General features: G+C 66.3%; 17 protein-coding genes. 6 read left to right on the plus strand and 11 right to left on the minus strand.

Annotation, left to right across the window (positions count from 1 at the left end; genetic code table 11):
* Nucleotide 1: 1 nt before the first annotated feature.
* From CA234_RS14070 to CA234_RS14080, 3 genes are all read right to left on the minus strand, one after another.
* Nucleotides 2-988, minus strand: coding sequence for a hypothetical protein (locus tag CA234_RS14070; RefSeq protein ID WP_125972423.1), 987 nt, complete (start codon nt 986-988; stop codon nt 2-4).
* Nucleotides 989-1,320: 332 nt separating this feature from the next.
* Nucleotides 1,321-3,417, minus strand: a complete 2,097-nt coding sequence (locus CA234_RS14075; protein WP_164521813.1) for a class I SAM-dependent methyltransferase — start codon at nt 3,415-3,417, stop codon at nt 1,321-1,323.
* A gap of 172 nt (nt 3,418-3,589) precedes the next feature.
* The gene (locus CA234_RS14080) at nt 3,590-3,880 is read right to left on the minus strand and encodes a hypothetical protein (RefSeq protein ID WP_125972419.1); all 291 of its coding nucleotides are present in this window, start codon (nt 3,878-3,880) and stop codon (nt 3,590-3,592) included.
* A gap of 367 nt (nt 3,881-4,247) precedes the next feature.
* Here CA234_RS14080 and CA234_RS14085 point away from each other — a divergent pair, with 367 nt between their 5' ends.
* Complete coding sequence (locus CA234_RS14085; RefSeq protein WP_125972417.1) at nt 4,248-5,270, plus strand: phytanoyl-CoA dioxygenase family protein; 1,023 nt, start codon at nt 4,248-4,250, stop codon at nt 5,268-5,270.
* Nucleotides 5,271-5,281: 11 nt separating this feature from the next.
* On the opposite strand, the gene CA234_RS14090 is transcribed toward CA234_RS14085, so the two are convergent.
* Nucleotides 5,282-6,106: a class I SAM-dependent methyltransferase gene (locus tag CA234_RS14090; RefSeq protein ID WP_125972415.1), complete on the minus strand. Its 825-nt coding sequence runs from the start codon at nt 6,104-6,106 to the stop codon at nt 5,282-5,284.
* A 134-nt stretch (nt 6,107-6,240) separates the two neighbouring features.
* Here CA234_RS14090 and CA234_RS14095 point away from each other — a divergent pair, with 134 nt between their 5' ends.
* Together CA234_RS14095 and CA234_RS14100 are read left to right on the plus strand one after the other, a co-directional pair.
* Nucleotides 6,241-8,238, plus strand: a complete 1,998-nt coding sequence (locus tag CA234_RS14095) for a RiPP maturation radical SAM C-methyltransferase (protein WP_126001984.1) — start codon at nt 6,241-6,243, stop codon at nt 8,236-8,238.
* Between the two features lie 93 nt (nt 8,239-8,331).
* Nucleotides 8,332-8,712 carry a DCC1-like thiol-disulfide oxidoreductase family protein gene (locus CA234_RS14100; protein WP_126001985.1) on the plus strand — a complete coding sequence of 127 codons (381 nt, stop codon included), beginning with the start codon at nt 8,332-8,334 and terminating at the stop codon, nt 8,710-8,712.
* Nucleotides 8,713-8,884: 172 nt separating this feature from the next.
* Here the strand turns inward: CA234_RS14100 and CA234_RS14105 are convergent, their stop codons facing one another.
* The 4 genes from CA234_RS14105 to CA234_RS14120 are packed head-to-tail and all read right to left on the minus strand — an operon-like array spanning nt 8,885 to nt 13,759.
* Nucleotides 8,885-9,205 carry a metalloregulator ArsR/SmtB family transcription factor gene (locus tag CA234_RS14105; RefSeq protein ID WP_125972409.1) on the minus strand — a complete coding sequence of 107 codons (321 nt, stop codon included), beginning with the start codon at nt 9,203-9,205 and terminating at the stop codon, nt 8,885-8,887.
* The gene (locus CA234_RS14110) at nt 9,202-12,429 is read right to left on the minus strand and encodes an efflux RND transporter permease subunit (protein ID WP_125972407.1); all 3,228 of its coding nucleotides are present in this window, start codon (nt 12,427-12,429) and stop codon (nt 9,202-9,204) included. Before CA234_RS14110 ends, CA234_RS14105 begins: the two co-directional genes overlap by 4 nt.
* On the minus strand, nt 12,426-13,442 hold the full coding sequence (locus CA234_RS14115; protein ID WP_346962892.1) for an efflux RND transporter periplasmic adaptor subunit: 1,017 nt from the start codon (nt 13,440-13,442) through the stop codon (nt 12,426-12,428). The genes CA234_RS14110 and CA234_RS14115 overlap by 4 nt, the downstream gene beginning before the upstream one ends.
* A 2-nt stretch (nt 13,443-13,444) precedes the next feature.
* Nucleotides 13,445-13,759 carry a rhodanese-like domain-containing protein gene (locus tag CA234_RS14120; RefSeq protein WP_346962893.1) on the minus strand — a complete coding sequence of 105 codons (315 nt, stop codon included), beginning with the start codon at nt 13,757-13,759 and terminating at the stop codon, nt 13,445-13,447.
* A 100-nt stretch (nt 13,760-13,859) separates the two neighbouring features.
* Between CA234_RS14120 and CA234_RS14125 the strand changes: the two genes are divergently transcribed.
* The 3 genes from CA234_RS14125 to CA234_RS14135 are packed head-to-tail and all read left to right on the plus strand — an operon-like array spanning nt 13,860 to nt 16,605.
* Complete coding sequence (locus CA234_RS14125; protein ID WP_125972403.1) at nt 13,860-15,155, plus strand: FAD/NAD(P)-binding oxidoreductase; 1,296 nt, start codon at nt 13,860-13,862, stop codon at nt 15,153-15,155.
* A complete protein-coding gene (locus tag CA234_RS14130; RefSeq protein ID WP_125972401.1) occupies nt 15,152-15,355 on the plus strand; it encodes a DUF2892 domain-containing protein in 204 nt (67 codons plus the stop codon). The genes CA234_RS14125 and CA234_RS14130 overlap by 4 nt, the downstream gene beginning before the upstream one ends.
* Nucleotides 15,352-16,605 carry a TolC family protein gene (locus CA234_RS14135; protein WP_126001987.1) on the plus strand — a complete coding sequence of 418 codons (1,254 nt, stop codon included), beginning with the start codon at nt 15,352-15,354 and terminating at the stop codon, nt 16,603-16,605. The genes CA234_RS14130 and CA234_RS14135 overlap by 4 nt, the downstream gene beginning before the upstream one ends.
* A gap of 262 nt (nt 16,606-16,867) precedes the next feature.
* Here the strand turns inward: CA234_RS14135 and CA234_RS14140 are convergent, their stop codons facing one another.
* The 3 genes from CA234_RS14140 to CA234_RS14150 all read right to left on the minus strand — a co-directional run bounded on the left by CA234_RS14140 (nt 16,868) and on the right by CA234_RS14150 (nt 18,136).
* Nucleotides 16,868-17,260: an HdeA/HdeB family chaperone gene (locus CA234_RS14140; RefSeq protein ID WP_126001988.1), complete on the minus strand. Its 393-nt coding sequence runs from the start codon at nt 17,258-17,260 to the stop codon at nt 16,868-16,870.
* Nucleotides 17,260-17,562, minus strand: coding sequence for a hypothetical protein (locus tag CA234_RS14145; protein ID WP_126001989.1), 303 nt, complete (start codon nt 17,560-17,562; stop codon nt 17,260-17,262). The genes CA234_RS14140 and CA234_RS14145 overlap by 1 nt, the downstream gene beginning before the upstream one ends.
* 91 nt (nt 17,563-17,653) lie before the next feature.
* The gene (locus CA234_RS14150) at nt 17,654-18,136 is read right to left on the minus strand and encodes a porin family protein (RefSeq protein ID WP_164521815.1); all 483 of its coding nucleotides are present in this window, start codon (nt 18,134-18,136) and stop codon (nt 17,654-17,656) included.
* Nucleotides 18,137-18,149 lie beyond the last annotated feature (13 nt).

Genomic DNA, 18,149 nt, shown 5'->3' on the forward strand with positions numbered 1-18,149 from the left:
CCTAGTCGCCGCGTCGCGCCTCCAGCAGCGCGGAAAGGACCTGGGCGACGTCTTCCGGATAAGGATCCGCGGCAATGGCCCCATGCATCTCGAGCCGCCTTGCGGCAATTGCATCGAGAGCTTCGCCATAGTCGGGATCGGCGTCGGCCTTGCCGCAAGCTGGTGCGCGCGAAGGATCGTACCTGCAGAAGAGCAGACGATCCGACACGATCGCCCAAGCCTTCCAGAATGCGTCGAAGACGCTGCTTTTGGCGGGATCCGCACCCTCGCCGGCCAGATGCGCCGACATGGCCACGCATGGCGCGACATAATGATAGCCGCTCCGTTCGGCGGCGCGGCGCGCGGCGTGCAGAAGGGCTTCGAGCGGTGTCGCTGTGGTCAACCCGCCCGCTTCGTCCAGCCGCAATCTCGCGGGATCGAGCGAGCGGACGCCGCGCGTTTCCCCGGACGCTGCCGCGCGGCTGAGATAGCAGCGCAGGAGCACCTGCATCACCGTATTCCCAAACGCCAATTGTCTGACGAACGGCAGAGACGCGGCAAGGATGGCCCCCCAGCGATCGCGCGGGATCGCCGCACGATGAGCGAGCGCCGGAACCACGCTGACGATCTCCGCCATCGCGACTAGGCCGGGCGCGTGCCTTGCCGCAGGCAGCAAGATGGAGCGCACCACGGGATCTTGCATGCCATAGGGAACACGATATCGCTCGAACGCCTCTCGCCAGGCCAGTTGCGGATTGACGTCATCGGCGACGCGCACCGTCTCCATCAGCATCCACGCGGCCAGCGAGAACGCGGCCAATTCGACCTCTCCGTCCTCCACGAATGGCACGATCGCCGTATCGGGGATCAGCGACGGATCCGACAGCCATGGAAGCCGGGCGGCGGCGCGTTCAAGCTGTTCACGCAGCAGCGCTCTCCGCGCCTGAATGGCGCGCCATGCCTCCGAATCCGTCGCGATTGCGTGGGACGGCTCGGGCAGCATCGACATTCACCGCGCGAACCAGCGTTCGCATGCCGGATCCGGGCTGGCCCGAACCGCGCGGGACGAAGGAGAAACCAGGATCCCCTGCGCTAGCCTCAGAGACCGTTTGGAAATTCGCGAAAGAGCGAATTTCGAGGCGGCTGGGCGCATTTTCAAACAGGCTCTCAGCCCATACAGCTTCGGGCGCCGCGTAGACTGGACCGCATCAAACGCGGCCATTTCCGTCTCGCTCCCGGCTAGATGCGCAAGCATGTCGGGCTCATTTGTTCCTCGAACGAGCGTTTTTCGGCCGCCCGCCACCGTCATGTGCCGATCCGGCCTGTCCGTGGCAGCCTTGCTCAAAGCGCCGCATCGGCAAGGACCTTCGCCGGAGCGGCCCTCTCCTCGATCGCTGCCGCCTTGCCCGGGTGGATCTTCGTGGCCATCACCACGCGAGTCGACCAGTCGAGGTCGACGGCCTGCAACGCTGGGTGATACATGAGCTCGGTGCGCAGCCGGTTGCGCTCCTCGACGTCGACGCTGTCCGAACCGGGCGGCGTACACAGATCGTCCACCACCAGAATCCCGCCGGGCCGCAACGTGGCGAGGAGCGGCTCGATATCCCCATATTTGACGGGGGCAGCATCGACAAAGACCAGATCGAAATCGTGCAGCTTCGTCATCCATTCGCAGGCGTCGGCGATCTCGAAACGGACATTGGCCGGCCAGTCCAGTTCAGCGACCGATGCCGCCAACCGGCGGTCTCCCTCGATGCTGACGACGTCTACCGCGCATCGACCGTGCAGGCCGGTGACGATCCAGGCCAGCCCGACCCCCGCCCCCGTGCCGATTTCGAGGATGCGGCCGCCATCGCCCACTCCTGCCGCGAGGACCGAAAGCAGCCTGCCGACATCGTCCTGGCAGGAACTGGTAAACCGCAAGTCCACCGCCCGGCGTTTGGCGCCGGCGACCAGCCGCGGTACGTTGGTCTGCATCAGGTACAGGCTGTCGCTGCCGTGCTCGACCATCGACCGCACCATGCGATCGGCATCGACAGTGTCGGGCGCCCGCGTGTTCAGGGTGAAGCCATCGATCGAAGCGCTGCGCAAAGCCTGCGCGATCAGGCGGCGTACATGGGCGAAGCGGCCGGACAGGTCGTCCCCCACGCGATCTGCCACATCGCGTTCGAGCTGCCGCAAGGTCGGCTCGGCACCGATCGCGGAGAGAATGTTTCGGGCCGCAGCGAGTTCTTGCTTTGCGGCCGGTACCAGATTGCGCGCGAAGATCCGCGCTGCGTCTTTGTCGCTGTCCAGGACGGAACCGATGCGGTTGGCTTCCCGCTCGTACAGGTCGAGCATCAGGTGAACATAGGCTCCGTCGGGCGGCGGCTGGTCCCCCAGGCAACCGAGTACCTCCATAAGCCATTCGCGCATGCGCACTCCGGCAAGCCCGAGATGGGCGGAACAGCCGGCCAACAATTCCTTGCCCAGATACCATGCCCGGTCGAACGCCTTGCGGCTTTCCACCATGCCGCAGAAACGCCCGAAACGCGCTTCGAGTTCGGGCGCGCGCTGCTCCGCCAGCTTGGCGAGGAGAGCAAGTTGAACATAGACATGGAATGCGGCGAAGGCGCGGTGCGTGTCCCAATGGTTCGCGCGGCTGAACTCCTGTGCATTCCAGAGCGACACGACGCGCGGCGCATCTTCTTGCGGCGCATCGACGTCGAGCAGGGAATGGCCGTGCCGAAAGTCGTAAAGCTTCTGGTGCAACGCCTCGTGCAGCAGATGTTCGGCGGTGCACCATGGATTCTGCAACAGCGCCTGGTTGAGGAAGATCGTTCCACCCACGCGGATCTGAGAACTCGAAACCTTGCCTTTCCAGAAGCCGCGATCCGGAAAGCACCCGATCAGGTGCACGTGGCTGAGCGCACTGGCCGAGAGCCGCGGCAGCAACGCGCTCAGCAGCGCTTCGCCCTGCCGTAGCATTGCCAGCTGGGCGGCCGAGATGGAGCACAGGCCATCGCCATATTCGAGCGCCATGATCTTGCGAAAGGCGGCCCCCAGCGCGTTGTCCGGATAGTCCTCGTGCCACACCCAGCCGTGGCGGGGATCGTCGCTCAACCGCTCCAGCGGGAAGGCGCCGTTCTCGAACGGCGTACCGGTCTTGCCGCCGGCAAGATGCAGCGCCACAGAATCCAGCACCGCCCCGCATTCGGCCAGCGAAAGACCCACCGTGTTTCCGGTCTCGAGCTGGTTGTAGGCATGTTCCACGGCGCACCGAATCACGGTGTTTCCGGTGATGCGGTAGCGCGTTTCGGCATCCGCAGCCATGAAGGCCGGCAACAGGCCTGCCGCCGGCTGGACGTCTTCCGCCACACGTTCAAGACGCTTGGTGAAAACCGACTGCAATTGCCGAAGGATATAGGCGCTGTCGCCAAAAGCCGCGTGCGCGGCCAAGGCTTCCTCTATGACCGGCGCAGAACTCGTTATCGGTATTTCCATACCAAACCTATCGCTGCAATCCCGATGACTGCGCGGCAGCAAAACGGTTTCTCTGCAGCCCCCTCGTCCGAACGCGGGTTCGCGACCGTGGCGTCGACGGGCTGCAGAAGCCGTGGGGTGCTGCGTGCTACTTCTGGCCCTTGATCTGGCCAACGGCGTCCAACACCGATGGGCGTTCCAGGCGCCAGGACAGGTCGGCGAGCGACGAGTGATCGTGATGGCCTACCCCACCGGTGGAGTCGTGATGATGCTCACCAGCAAGCGCGGCGAGCTTTACGAGGGTATCGACCTTCAATTGCATCTGCAGGAGGTCGCCCACGTTCATCTCGCGCATCAATTGCTCGCGCATCGAGGAAATTCGATCGCTGTACTCGCTGTCGTGCACGGAAACGATCGTTTCCTTCACTCTGTCAGCCATAACATCCTCCGATTTTTGAGCCCAAACGCCCGCTCAGACGTTCAACAGACGTGCAAAAGAAAGCTGATCCGAGACAGCCCCAAGCAAACCGGACAAGTGCTTTTGAAGACTAGACGGCTTGCTTTTATTCAGCGCCCGCGGATGATTTACCATAGCAGCCGATAAAGGCCAATATCGAATCGGAAGGATCCAAGGAGAATCTCCTTGCAATGTCGGAGCGCGGACATTTTGCCCTGCATTTCAGATCTTGGCTATTGTTGTTGACGAAGAATAGCCGATCGGCCCGCCGTGATTTTGTACTTCATGGACATACGAGACCGGTCTATCCTCTCCGCCTGACGCAGAAATCCATCAAAAGGCAAAAGCGTTGCCTCGTTCCGGAACCGCAAGCACGGCGCACGATCGACATTGCGCCGACCGAGAGACCGAGTACGCGGCCCGAACCGAATTCATCGACCGGGCACTCGCGGATGCCGGCATCGCGGCGGATCCCGCCGCCGGGCCGATGCTGGCATGCGCGGCCGAAGTCGCCCGTGCCGTGCACCGCAGGGGCTATTGCGTCGTCCCGCACCTGTTCCCACAGGACCGCGTCGACCGGCTGCGCACCGGCCTCGCGCCGCTATTGTCGCGATCGCAGTCCGAATTTACCCGATTGGCCAGCGGGGGGCGGCGTTCGGCAGTCCATATCCACAATGTCATCGCCAAGTCGCGTGCGGCAGATGAAGCGGCGCTCGACCCGATGCTGCGCATGATCATGACAGCGTTGCTCGGGGCGGACTTCGTATTTCATGCCGGCGCGATTGTCACGGTCCACAGCCCTGGCTGCTCGGCGCAGCAAGCCCACCGGGACGATGCTTCCTTCTATTCCCTGCCTCGACCGCGAATGCCGCTCGTCATCACGGCCGCAGTCGCGCTCGACGCATTCACCGCCGAGAACGGCGCGACCCGGATCGCCCCGGAAAGCTGCTGGTGGGAGCGTTCGCGCGACGCGCGCGACGACGAGTATGTCGCCGCCACGATGCCGGCAGGATCGGTCTTGTTCTGGGACGGAGCGGTGTTCCACGGAGCCGGCGCCAATGTGACGCCGGACCAGACCCGCAGGACGTTGTTCCTCAATTACACGCGAGGCTGGCTGCGCCCGCAATTGAATCACTTTCTTGCCGTACCGCGCGCGCAGGTTTTGACCATGCCTGCGGCGTTGCAGAAGGATCTCGGCTATACCGCCAGCCTTCGTTCGCTTGGCGAATGCGACGGCCTCTCCCCGATCGAATATCTTCGGGAAATTGCGCGCTGCGGGGACGGGGTACAGGAGCAACTGGGGCAAGCGGAAGCGCGGGTCGGATCGGGAAGCGCGGACGGCAGAGCTGAGACGCCTCCCAGGCAGCGCTAGCTTTCGGCAGGTCAGTCCAGCGCCCATGGGCTGGTTATCGAGGAGAAAGTCAGCACGTCGTTCTTCGGGAGATAGTCTATCGGCTGGATCTTGATCCAGGCACGGCTGTTCTGCATGCGCGTCGGCTTGTTGTGCCGTGTCTCGGTCAGATTCACGAGCTGAAACTCGCAAGACTTTACGAGCCGTTCCATCGCCTGAACGTCAGCATCCGAGCACCCCGATACGAGGCTGTGCGGCAATTTCCCGACACGAAAGCAATCGACGACGAAACGCAGCACCATCCAGGCATGGTTGATGGTTCCGGCGCGGTCGATGAATATCGAGCTGTAGGGGCTCATCCGCGGAAGATAATATTTGAGGATCGCCAAACAGCCTTCCGCGTGCGAGGGCGTGGCATCGGCGAAGAGCATGTCGATCGGCTGGCCGGGATCGTAGAAATCGGTACCGTCGAGATCCATCTCGATCAGCGAAAAGCGCTCCGCCAGATCGAATTGTCCGATCATCGTCTCGATGAAGCCGGCATAGGTAAGATCCTTATCGCCGAGCCCCGCGGCACCGAGACAGGTCGCGCGAACGAATTCGTCGTTCCAGTCCGAGCCATTGTCGACGGTCCAGAGATGACCGTGCCCGTTCGCGCACAGTGCCCGCGCCGCCATGAATGCGCTCGCCGCGCCGCCGCAACCCAGCTCGAGGACCACGGTCGGACGGTCCATCCGGATCAGGGCATGAAGCAAATGGCAGAAATTTTCCGTCCCGTAGACCTCAGCCACGGTTCGAGTATCCGGCGTCTCGCGGCTAGCGAGATATTGATCGAGGCTCGTGGCGATGTCCGTCATGAACCGATGCGCTCCATCCCTTGCCGGGCCGGCGATGGCGCTCGGTCAAATCATCGCTCGACAGCCGATTGCCCAGTCAGATACTATACCGCCGAAAATAAATCCGGTCGCTTCGTGAAATAGTCAAGCTGGCAATGCCCGTTCGGGCGCGCCGCAAGAAGGACGACGCTGTGGCGGAAGCTTCCAGAAGTCGGACGGACGTACTTCTCGTCAGCATGCCTTTCGGCATGCTCCACAGTCCGTCGCTGGCGCTCGGCATCCTCCAGGCCCGGCTTGAGGATGCCGGGATCATGACGCAATGCCGCCATTTCACCGTCGATTACGCAGCTCGGATCGGCAAAGTGGCATATGAGCGCATTGCCGGCGGGTTCCCCAGCACGACATCCTTGCTCGGCGAGTGGATCTTCAGTCACGCGCTGAATCCCCGTTCCGCCGAGGAGCAGGCCGCCTACCTGCAGCAGGTCTTTGATTCGCCTGGCGGGGATACGCAAGAGGCCGGGCCTTCTGCATCGCGCGTCCTGGAGCGCGAGTTGCGGCTGAAGATGATCGAGCAGATCTTGCGGCTGGCCTCCGAGGCGGGCGAGTTCATCGAATTTGCGGCGCGCGACATTCTCGCAGCGAAGCCGCGCCTGGTGGGGCTGACCTCCATATTCGAGCAGAACCTGGCGTCGATCGCCCTGGCCCGGCGCCTGCGCGCCTTGGCGCCCGACCTCATCATTCTGCTGGGCGGCGCAAATTGCGAAGGCGAGATGGGCGCCGAACTTTCCCGCCAGTTTCCATTCATCGACCTGGTGGTATCGGGCGAAGCCGATCTGATCGTGACTCCGCTCGTGGCCGGCCTGCTCGAAGGGATTGCCTGGCCCGACAATCCCGCGCTCGTCGGGCTGGTCGAGCGGTCGGAGAGCGCCCCCAGGTTCATTCAGGCCCGGCTCGTTCGCGACATGAGCGGACAGCAGAGGCCTGATTTCAAGCCTTATTTCTCCGACCTTGCTCGGTACCCCGCGCTCGCGAAGCAACTGAAAGTAGAAATCCCGATGGAGGCCTCGCGCGGGTGTTGGTGGGGCGTGAAACACCATTGCACGTTTTGCGGCCTTAACGGTGCTTCGATGTCCTTCCGCAGCAAGTCGCCCGCGAACGTCTTGAACGACATTCGCTTTTACGTCGGAGCCTATCCCGATTGCGACATCTGCTTCGTCGACAACATCATGGATCGCGAATATTATCGCACGCTGTTGCCCGAACTGGCCCGGGCCGACAGCGGCACCAGCTTCTTTTTCGAGATCAAGAGCAATGTGAGCAAGGACGAGGTCCGAGCCCTGCGCGATGCAGGCGTCCGCCACATCCAGCCCGGTATCGAAAGCCTGAGCGATCCGGTGCTACGTCTGATGCGAAAGGGCGTCTCGGCCATCCAGAATCTGCAGTTGTTGAAGTGGTGCATGGAATTTGGCGTGCGGGTCGACTGGAATGTGCTGTGGGGCTTCCCCGGCGAGTCTCCCGAAGATTACGAAAAAATGGCGGAACTGATGCCTCTGTTGTGGCACCTCGAACCACCTGCGCGCGGGTCGCGCGTGCGCCTCGACCGGCACAGTCCCCACTTCACTGCCGCCGAGGCGTTCGGTTTTCGGCACCTTCGCCCATTTCCCAGCTATTTCCAGGTCTATGCGGGCTTGCCCAGACAGGCCGTGACGAACCTGGCCTTCTTCTTCGCGGCCGAGCACGACCTCGACCGGCACGTCGACACCTACACCAGCACGTTGCAACGGCAGATCGATCGATGGCGCAGCGCCCATCGGGAAAGCACGCTATTCTATCTCAAGGATGAAAGCAGCTTCGTGGTTCTCGATTCCCGCCGGGGGCGCTCGCATGCGCCAGGTCAAACGATCCGGGGGCTGGCTGCCAAAATCCTCGCGGAATGCGACAAGGGGCGCTCCCAGCACATGCTCGAGCGAGAATTGCCGGATTATTCGCCGGAGGAAATCGCACGCGAACTCACCGCGCTATGCGACCTCGGCCTGATGTGGTGCGACGGCAAGAGCTACCTGTCCTTGCCGGTCTGCCTGACCACGTATCTCGAGTCGCGCCCAAGCGAGCGCCTGCTCGACGGGATCGAGACATTGCTTGGAACGGTCTGAGGATTGGCGCGCGATTCCCCGCCGTTGCGCTTCGTGCAGGACGAGGAGCGTTTGCAATTTGAGGGCTTGCCCAGGCCTTGTGGATCACGGTCGATGAACGACGCTTCCCAATGTGAAACGCTCGTCCTGCTCTACGACGGGGAATGCCCGTTCTGCACCCATTATTGCGCGATGGCCGCGCTTGCGGCACGCGGGATCGCGGTAGAGTTGCACGATGCGCGCGAAGCAGCAAATCGAACACGATTTCCAGCGGCGTCGCGCTACGATCTCGATCGAGGTATGCTCGCCTTGTGGCGGGGCAAGGCATTTCACGGTGCGGACGCCATGAACCTGGTCGGGATACTGATCGAGGAATCACCCTGGAGCGGGTTGATGCAGCATCGCTGGCTCGCGTCGTTTTGCTATCCGGCGCTCAGGCTGGTACGCAACGCGGCCCTCGCTGTCCGGCGGGGTCCGCGCATTGGTGGACGATGACATTCCGCCGCAAGCGGCAGCTGCGCGAGCCGCGTTCGGCCGCCAGCGCTGCTCTCTTGCGCGTCCAGGGTATTCAAGCCGGGTTGCAGATGCCGATGATCGGGCCCGCTCTCGCCCTGCCTCCCGCAACATGACCGTCGAGCGAGGGACGCCTCCGCAATGCCCGAGCGCGCTACGCCTCGGACTTGGGCGTGGGCTGGCAGGCGCTGCACAGCGCGTCGAAGATTTGCCGGACCTGCGGGTCCGCGATCGAGTAGAGCCGGGATTGCTGGTCCGCCCGGACCGAGACCGCGCCGGCCTCGCGCAACAAGGCGAGGTGCTGCGAAACCGCGGACTGCGCTAGGCCGGTCACTTCGATCAGTTCGCCGACCGAGGCCTCGCCTTCGGACATCCGGCACAGCATCACCAGCCGCGCCGGGTTCGCCATCGTGCGCAGATTGCGCGCAAGCCCCTCGGCCTGATCGCGCATCTGCTCGATCGTCATATCCTTCATGCGTGCGACACCTTCGTTATGGGCCGACCATCCTCGCGCAGCACCACATAGATGGCGGGGATGACGAGGACGGTCAGCAGCGTCGACGATGCCAAGCCGAACAGCAGCGAAATCGCAAGCCCCTGGAAGATCGGGTCGGTCAGGATCACCGCCGCGCCGATCATCGCCGCCGCCGCGGTCAGCACGATCGGCTTGAAGCGGATCATCCCTGCCTCCAGCAGCGTATCGCGCAGCGACTTGTCCTCGGTCCGGGCATGGCGAATGAAATCGACCAACAGGATCGAGTTCCGCACGATGATGCCGGCCAGCGCGATAAAGCCGATCATCGACGTCGCGGTGAACGGCGCACCGAACAGCATGTGCCCGGCGACGATGCCCACCAGGGTCAGCGGGATCGGCGTGAGGATCACCAGCGGCAGCTTGAAGTTGCCGAACTGGGCGACGACCAGCACATAGATCGCCAGCAGCGCCACCATGAACGCCGCGCCCATGTCGCGGAAGGTGACCCAGGTGATCTCCCACTCGCCGTCCCACAGCAGCGACGGACGGCTTTCGTCCTCGGGCTGGCCGTTGAGGCGGATCTCGGGCTTCTGCAGTCCCTGCGCGGCCCAGTCGTGCCGGGCGATGGCGTCGTCCACCGCGAGCATGCCGTAGATCGGCGCTTCGTAGCGGCCCGCCAGCTCGGCGGTGACCATCGTCGCGCCGCGACCGTCGCGGCGATACAGATTGGGCTCGGCCTGCTCCATCCGCGCATCGACCAGTTCGCCGAGCGGCAGCAGCTGCGGGCGTCCGGCGGCTTGCGTCACCGCAACGGGCGTCGCGGCAAGCGCCTGGCTCCAGCTGCGCTGCGCCTGATCGAGCCCGATCTGGATCGGCAGCGGATCGCGGCCGTCGCCCTGCGGCGCGTAGCCGGCCACCATGTCGCCCATCAGCGCGCCGATCGAGTCGAACAGCTGACGCTCGGACAGGCCATAATGGTCGAGCCGGTCGCGCTGGGACACCAACCGCAACTCGGGCGCAGGCTGGCCGAAGCTGTTGTCGACATCGACGAGGAACGGCACCGAGTTGAACAGCTTTTCCACTTGCAAGGCCGTCGCGCGGCGGGTGGCTTCGTCCGGCCCGTAGATCTCGGCGAGCAGCGTCGCCATCACCGGCGGCCCCGGCGGGGTCTCGACCACCTTGATCGAGCTCCCCGCAGGCAGCGCCAGCGCCTTGAGCTTCTCGCGCAGCGCCACGGCAATGGCATGGCTGGCGCGGGCACGGTCCTCCTTGGGCGCGAGGGTGAGCATCACATCGCCCATCCAGGGCTTCGCGCGCAGGAAATAGTGGCGGACCAGCCCGTTGAAGTTGAACGGCGCCGAGGTGCCGGCATAGGCCTCCATCGCGGTCACCTCGGGCACGGTGCGGGCAATCGCCGCGGCCTGCTCCAGCACGCGCGAGGTCGCCTCCAGGCTGGTGCCCTCGGGCATGTCGACGACGAGCTGAACTTCGGACTTGTTGTCGAAGGGCAGCAGCTTCACCGTCACCGCCTTGAAGTAGAACATCGAGCAGGCAAGCAGGGTCGCCACGCCGACCGCGATCAGGAAATTGCGCGCGCTCGCCCGGCTGCGGATCACCCGCGCGGCGACGCGGCCGTAGAGCGCGCCGAGCTTGCCGCCCTGCGCGTCGTGGTGCCCGCCGCCCTCCGCCAGCGTCTTGCGCGCGAAGCGGATCATCAGCCACGGCGCGATGATCACCGCAACGAAGAAGGAAAACACCATCGCCGCCGAGGCGTTGATCGGAATGGGCGCCATGTACGGCCCCATCAGCCCCGAGACGAACAGCATCGGCAGCAGCGCCGCCACCACGGTCAGCGTCGCGACGATGGTGGGATTGCCCACCTCCGCCACCGCGTCCACCGCCGCATCCACCCGGCTGCGCCCGTCGCCCATTGCCCAGTGGCGCGCGATATTCTCGATCATCACGATCGCATCGTCGACCAGGATGCCGATCGAGAAGATCAGCGCGAACAGGCTCACCCGGTTGATCGTGAAGCCCATCAGGTTCGATGCGAACATCGTCAGCAGGATGGTGGTGGGAATGACGATCGCGGTCACCCCCGCCTCGCGCCAGCCGATCGCGAAGCCGATCAGCAGCACGATCGATCCGGTGGCGAGCGCCAGGTGGAACAGCAGTTCATTGGCCTTGCTGTTGGCGGTCTCGCCATAGTTGCGGGTGACGGCCACCTGCACGGTGTTCGGGATCAGGCTGCCTTCCAGCGCATGGACGCGCTGGACGATCGCGCTGGATACGGTGACGGCATTGGCACCGGCTCGCTTGGCGATGGCGAGGCTGACGGCGGGGGCATTCGCCCAGCCGTCGCCATTTCGCCACCAGCGCCAGGCGCGCGCCTGGTCCTCGGTCGGCGCCTGGGTGACGCTGGCCACGTCGCGCAGATAGACCGGCGCGCCGCTTACCGAGCGCACCACCAGCGCGCCGACCTGATCGGCGGTTGCCAGCGTCCGCCCAGCGATCAGCTGGGCCGACTGGCCGCCCTCCCGCACGCTGCCGGCGGGGAAGCTGCGGTTGGCCTGCGAGGCGGCCTCGATCACGCTCTGCAGCGGCACCTGCTGCGCCGCGAGCCGAGCGGGATCGGGGGCGATGCGGATGGCCTCGCGCTGGCCGCCGACCAGGAAGGTCAGGCCGACATTGTCGACCTTGGCGATCTCGGTCCGCAAGCGGCTGGCGAGTTCGTACAGGGTCTGGTCGTTCCACTGGCCCGGCGCGCCCGCCTTGGGCGTCAGCGTCAGCACCACGATCGGCACGTCGTTGATGCCGCGCACCGTCACCTGCGGCGCCGGAATGCCGACGGGGATTCGGTCGATGTTCGCCTTGATCTTCTCGTCGACCCGCGTCGCCGCATCCTCGGGCCGCGAGCCGACCAGGAAGCGCGCCGTCACCAGCACCCCGCCCGATTCCGCCTGGGTATAGACATGCTCGACGCCGTCGACCGACTTGACGATCGTCTCCAGCGGCTTGCCGACCAGCTCCACCGCGTCGCTCGCCGAAAGCCCCGGCGCGGCGACGCGAATGTCGACCATCGGCACGCTGATCTGCGGCTCTTCCTCGCGCGGGATCGTCATCGTTGCGATCAGGCCGACCAGGATCGCCGCGAGCAGCGCCAGCGGCGTCAGCGGCGAGCCGATAAAGGCACGGGCGAGCCGGCCGGAAATCCCGAGGCTCACTTGCCGCCCCCGATCGCCAGCCGGTCGCCCGGATGGACGCCCGACAGGATTTCCACCTGCGCCGGATCGGCCACCGGCGCGGTCTGCACGGGCACGGTAGCGGTGGTGCCGTCGGCAGCGACCAGCGTCACGCTGTCGACGCCGAACCGGGTCGTCACCGCCTTGCGCGGCACCACCAGCGCCTGCCGGCTGCCCGCTGCTACCTTGGCGGCGACACGGCGGCCGATCAGCCGGTCGTCGATGCCCGGCATCGCGACATCGGCGAGCACCTGCCCGCCCTGCACCGCCGGATAGATCTTCGTCACGCTGCCCCGCACGGGCGCTGCATCGAGCGTCGCCAGCACCGCTGCGCCCGGCCGCACCGTCGCCGCCAGGCTCTCGGGCAGCTCGAGCCGGAGCAGCGGTTGGCCGTCGGCGATCGTGGCGATCACCATACCCGGTGCCACCGCCGATCCGGCCGGGATCGGCGCGAGCAGCACCCGGCCGCTGGCGGGCGCGACGATCGCGCCCTGCCCCGCCACCGCGTTCACCGCCGCCTGCTGCGCCCGCGACGCGCGGATCTGCGCCTCGGCGGCGCGGGCGCCCGCCTGTGCCTGGTCGAGCCGCGCCTTGGCGTAGACGCCATTGTCATAGAGGAAGCGCGTGCGCGAAAGCTCTGCCTGGGCATTGGCCGCTTGCGCCTCGGCCGCTGCCGCCTGCGCCGCATAGGCCCCGCTCTGCGGGCCGAGCTGGCTGTCGACGATGCGGCCAAGCAGTTGCCCCTTGGTGACCCGGTCGCCCTCCTGCACGCGGAGCGTGGTGAGAATGCCAGGGATGCGCGCGAGCGCCTGCGCCTGCCGGATCGTGCCGATGCTGGCGCTCACCGAACGCCAGTCGGGCACCGCCCCGCGCGCCACCGTCACCATGGGTCCGGCATAGCGGGCGGACGCTGCCGGCGGTGCCGAAGCCTCGCCGCCACAGGCCGCCAGGGGCACCGCGACCGACAAGGCCCAGGGGAGCAGACGCGCGCGCACCGTCAGGCGCCCCGCACCAGCGGAAAGCCCGCGGCGGTCCAGGCATTCACCCCGCCGGCAAGGTGCGTATCCACTGCCGCCTGCGCCGCCGCGCACCGATCGAGTGCCATCGCCGAGCGCTTGCCGCCCAGGCAATGGAGCACCAGCGTCTTCTCGCCTGCCTGCGGCAGCGCCGCCGCATCGAATCGTGAAAGCGGCAGGTTGACCGCGCCGGCGATGTGCCCAGCCGCGAATTCATCTGGCTCGCGCACATCGACCACCAGTGCCGACTCGGCATCGAGCATCGCCTTCAGCTCCGCTGCCTTCACTTCCCGCATCACCCGCCTCCGTCCGAAACCAAACATCGCACCCTCCATTTGCACTTGCTAATATGATATATTGCGTATATTAGTCAAGAACAATGTAGGAGAGCAGGCCATGGGCGACTCACAAATCGTGGTGCTCGGCGCGGGACTGGGAGGCACGATCGCCGCCTATGAGATCCGCGCCGCACTCAAGGGCAAGGCGCAGGTGACGGTCCTCAACAAGGGCGACGATTACTGGTTCGTGCCCTCGAACCCATGGGTGGCCGTTGGGTGGCGCGAGCCCGAGGCGATCCGGGTGCATCTGCCGCCGGCGATGGCCCGGCACGGCATCGCCTATTCCGGCGTCGGCGCCGCCAAGGTCCATCCAGAGGAGAACCGCGTCGAACTGCTCGACGGCAGCTCGATCAGCTATGACTATCTGGTCATCGCCACCGGGCCCGAACTCGCCTTCGACGAGATCCCAGGCTTCGGTCCCGCCGGCCATACCCAGTCGGTCTGCCAGACCGATCACGCCAAGCGCGCGCACGATGCCTTCGAGGAACTCTGTGCCAATCCGCGGCCGATCGTGGTCGGCGCAGCGCAGGGCGCGTCCTGCTACGGCCCAGCCTATGAGATGGCGATGGTGCTCGATACCGAGCTCAAGCGCCGCAACATCCGCGACCGCGTGCCGATGACGTTCGTCACCCCCGAACCCTATATCGGCCATCTCGGCCTGGACGGCGTCGGCGACACCAAGTCGCTGCTCGAAAGCGAGATGCGCAACCGCCACATCAAGTGGCTCACCAACACGCGCGTGAAAGGCGTCGAGGACGGCGTGCTTCATGCCGAGGAAGTCAACGAGGACGGCTCGCTCAAGAAGGCGCATGATCTCGATTTCGGCTGGGCGATGCTGCTGCCGGCCTTTCGCGGCGTCGATGCGGTGCAGGGCATCGCCGGGCTCAGCAACCCGCGCGGCTTCATCCTGACCGACAAGCACCAGCGCAACCCGGCCTATCCCAATATCTTCGCGCTCGGCGTGTGCATCGCCATCCCGCCGACCGGGCCGACGCCGCTGCCCGTGGGCGTGCCCAAGACCGGCTTCATGATCGAAAGCATGGTGACGGCGATCGCCCAGAACCTGAAGCAGCTCCACGACGGCGAGGAGCCCAGCCACGAGGCGACGTGGAACGCGATCTGCCTCGCCGATTTCGGCGATGGCGGCGTCGCCTTCGTCGCCAAGCCGCAGATCCCGCCGCGCAACACCAACTGGTCCGCGCACGGCAAATGGGTGCACCTCGCCAAGATCGGCTTCGAGAAATACTTCCTCCGCAAGGTGCGCCGCGGGGAAAGCGAACCCTTTTACGAAAGCCTCGCCCTGCATGTGCTCGGCGTGAAGAAACTGCGCCTCGGAACAGGAGCTCGTCCATGACCCTCGATTCTGCCGTGCTCGCCTTTGCGGGCTGTGTCGTGCTGCTCAGCGCCACGCTGTCGCTGACCGTGCATCCCTGGTGGATCGCGCTGACGCTGTTCGCCGGTGCGAACATGCTCCAGGCCGCGTTCACCGGCTTCTGCCCGGCGGCGATGGTATTCAAGGGGCTCGGCGTGCGGCCGGGAACGGTGTTCCGGTGATCCGCCGTGGCGCCCTGCTGCTGGGGCTTGCGCTGGGTGCGGCGCTGCCCGCCCAGGCCCAGTCGCTCGACGCGGTGATCGCCGCCGCGCTCGACCATGCCCCGGAACTCGCCGCCGCGCGGGCGCGCGAGGCAAGCGCCGGCGCCCGGCTCGACCAGGCCCGTGCCGAGCGGATGCCGGTGGTGACGCTGCAGGGCCAGGTCGCCGCCGGGCGGATCGATCCCCAGGGCTTTTTCGGCCTCCGCGCGGACAATGTGAACCCGCGCTCGGCGCAGCTCGGCACCGAGCTGCCGCTGTTCACCGGCGGACGCACCGCCGCCGCCACCGCCCAGGCCCGCGCGGGCGTGGAGGCAGCCCAGGCGGGCAGCGAAGCCGTGGCGCTGGAGCTGCGCGTGGCGGTGGTCCGCGCCTATGCAGGTGCCGTTGCGGCGCGGGAGAATGCGAATAGCTATGGCCGGATGGTCGCCACGCTCGCCGAGATCCGCCGCCAGGCCGGGCTCCGCTTCCAGTCGGGCGCGGGCACCAGCACCGAGGTCGCCCAGGCCGAAGCCCGCATCGCCGAGGCCGAAGCGGCGCGTGCCGCGGCGCTCGGCCAGGAACAGGTTGCTCTCGCCACGCTGGCGTCGCTCACCGGCATGCCGGTCCAGCCGGATGCCACCCTCGCGCCACCGCCGCCCCCTGCCCTCGCGCGCGCCGCTGCCGTCGAGCAGGCGCTGGCCCATAACCCGGCGCTGGCCGCCGCCCGCCGGATGGCCGAGATGGCCGACGCCGGCGTCCGCGCCGCGCGGGCGGAACGCCTGCCGGTGGTGGGCGCCTATGCCGAGGCCGCGACCGTGCGCGACCAGTTTTTCCCAGGCTACAAGGCCGACACCGCCAGCATCGGCCTGCGCGCGCGCTGGACGCTGTTCGATGGCGGGCGGACGAGCGCCCGGCAACGGGGCGCGGAAGCCGATCGCGCCGAACGCGGGGCGCAGACACGCGCCACCGCCGCGATGGTCGAGCGCCAGACGATCGGTGCCTACGAAGCGCTGAGGAGCGCCCGCGCCACCTATGACGCCGCGACCAAGCGCGTCACGGCCGCCGCCGCCGCGCTGCGCGGGGTTCGCCTCGAGGCGCAGACGGGCGCGCAACCGATGCTCGCCGTGCTCGACGCCGAACGCGAATCCGCCGCCGCCGAAGCCGCCCGAACCGAAGCCGCCGCCGACATGCAGGTCCAGGCCCAGGTGCTGACGAGCATGCTGGGGGGCTGACGCGGCCGCTGGCCGAACGGCTACTACGCGGAAGCCCGCGTTCTGCCCCGCGTTGCAGACCGGGGCCCTGACGATGCTCCGCCTGTGCGGCGGGGCGATCACCGCCTCGCGTTGGAAATGGCGCGGCAAATTGCCACCTCGGACGGGGAGGTGCTGCATCGCGCAGTCGATCAAGCCTGGCGACGGCGCGGTGCCCCGAGCATCGATCCCGGAGCACCGACATTCCCGCCGTTCTTCGGCACGCTACCGAAAGCGTCAGGCTTCAGAGCCTGTGCCAAACGGCCCGAATGCGCTGCATCAGCGTCTCTTCCGGACGGGTCTTGCACGACCGCACGACGACGGGCGTCAGGCGATCGACGTCCTCGACATCGAAAATGATGTCCTCCGGCTTCTTCGCCTTGTTGTAGCCGACGGTGTAGGAAAGGACCTGCGGCTGCAGGCGGGTTTGCAGGCTGAGGAATTCGCGGCAGGTGATCTTGTCGATCTGCTTGCCCTTAACCTCGGTGCGGGTCGTCGTGATGACGCCTTGCTTGGCAGAGATGGACTGGGCAAGCGCCGGCACCGCGCCGACGGCGATCGCAGCAAGGCAAAGCGCTGCGCTGATCCTTTTCATCTTCGTTTCCTTCGCTTCGAAAGCATTGATCGGGGCCGGCATCACTTGCGTTGCTGGCACTCGTCCCGACGCTGTTTGCTGCACGGCGGATAGATCTTTCGGGGGGCCGGCGGCGGAAAGGCTTCGGACGGCGTCAAGGTCTGCGGCACGAAGTCGACCTTCGTGGCGGGCGTCACGGGACCGTCGATGGCGGGGGCTGCCGGCGCGTAGCCCTCCGGCGTCTCGACGGCGCGGAAGCCGCTCGCATCGGTGAAGCTGCGGTCCTGCTGGACCGTCTGCGCGCTCGCCTGGCCGGCGACGCCGAGGAGGGTGGCCGCAGCAGCGGCGAGGATCGTACGAATCATGGTTTACTCCGTCAGTTGCTCCACTGGAGCGATTTCCGATCAGCGGGGGAGCGTGGGGCGGCTGCGGCGCAGCCCGCCCCCCAGGTCGGCATCAGAAGCGCAAGCCCACGCCCGCGAGGATCTGGTTGCGGTGCACGTCGGCCGAATAGTGCGAGTAGCGATATCCTCCCGAAAGGTAGACGGCGCGGGTGATCGCATATTCGGCACCGACGCCCAGGCGATAGCCGTCGCCGTCGGTCGCACGGTCGACGTTGCCGGTGGACGCGCGCTCCAGCCGCGTGGAAAAGCGGGCGTTGCTGTAGCCGAACTTGCCATAGACCAGCAGCTTGGGGTTCAAGACATAGCCCAGGCGCCCGCCGACATAGAGGTCCCGGTCGGCTCGCTCGCACCGCCGGGCGCCGGCACCCGCCGTCGCATACGGGCGACATTCCGACTGCGTCGAGTCGGCGATCTCGACCTCCGGCCCCACGCGCAGATTGCCGCGCGCAAGGTCGTAGCCAAGCGAGGCACCATAGACGAAGCCGTCACCGGCGACCCGGCTGCCGCCGCCGACACGGCCCCAGCCGGCTTCCACGGGTTCTCGATCC

The organism is Sphingomonas sp. ABOLE (genome assembly GCF_003950455.1).
GTDB classification, from domain to species: Bacteria; Pseudomonadota; Alphaproteobacteria; order Sphingomonadales; family Sphingomonadaceae; genus Sphingomonas; species Sphingomonas trueperi.

Coding starts and splice junctions, on each gene's coding strand:
- CA234_RS14070 (WP_125972423.1), bottom strand. CDS start 988: ATGTCGATGCTGCCCGAGCCGTCCCACGCAATCGCGACGGATTCGGAG.
- CA234_RS14080 (WP_125972419.1), bottom strand. CDS start 3,880: ATGGCTGACAGAGTGAAGGAAACGATCGTTTCCGTGCACGACAGCGAG.
- CA234_RS14090 (WP_125972415.1), bottom strand. CDS start 6,106: ATGACGGACATCGCCACGAGCCTCGATCAATATCTCGCTAGCCGCGAG.
- CA234_RS14095 (WP_126001984.1), top strand. CDS start 6,241: ATGCCCGTTCGGGCGCGCCGCAAGAAGGACGACGCTGTGGCGGAAGCT.
- CA234_RS14100 (WP_126001985.1), top strand. CDS start 8,332: ATGAACGACGCTTCCCAATGTGAAACGCTCGTCCTGCTCTACGACGGG.
- CA234_RS14105 (WP_125972409.1), bottom strand. CDS start 9,205: ATGAAGGATATGACGATCGAGCAGATGCGCGATCAGGCCGAGGGGCTT.
- CA234_RS14120 (WP_346962893.1), bottom strand. CDS start 13,759: ATGCGGGAAGTGAAGGCAGCGGAGCTGAAGGCGATGCTCGATGCCGAG.
- CA234_RS14125 (WP_125972403.1), top strand. CDS start 13,860: ATGGGCGACTCACAAATCGTGGTGCTCGGCGCGGGACTGGGAGGCACG.
- CA234_RS14130 (WP_125972401.1), top strand. CDS start 15,152: ATGACCCTCGATTCTGCCGTGCTCGCCTTTGCGGGCTGTGTCGTGCTG.
- CA234_RS14140 (WP_126001988.1), bottom strand. CDS start 17,260: ATGCCGGCCCCGATCAATGCTTTCGAAGCGAAGGAAACGAAGATGAAA.
- CA234_RS14145 (WP_126001989.1), bottom strand. CDS start 17,562: ATGATTCGTACGATCCTCGCCGCTGCTGCGGCCACCCTCCTCGGCGTC.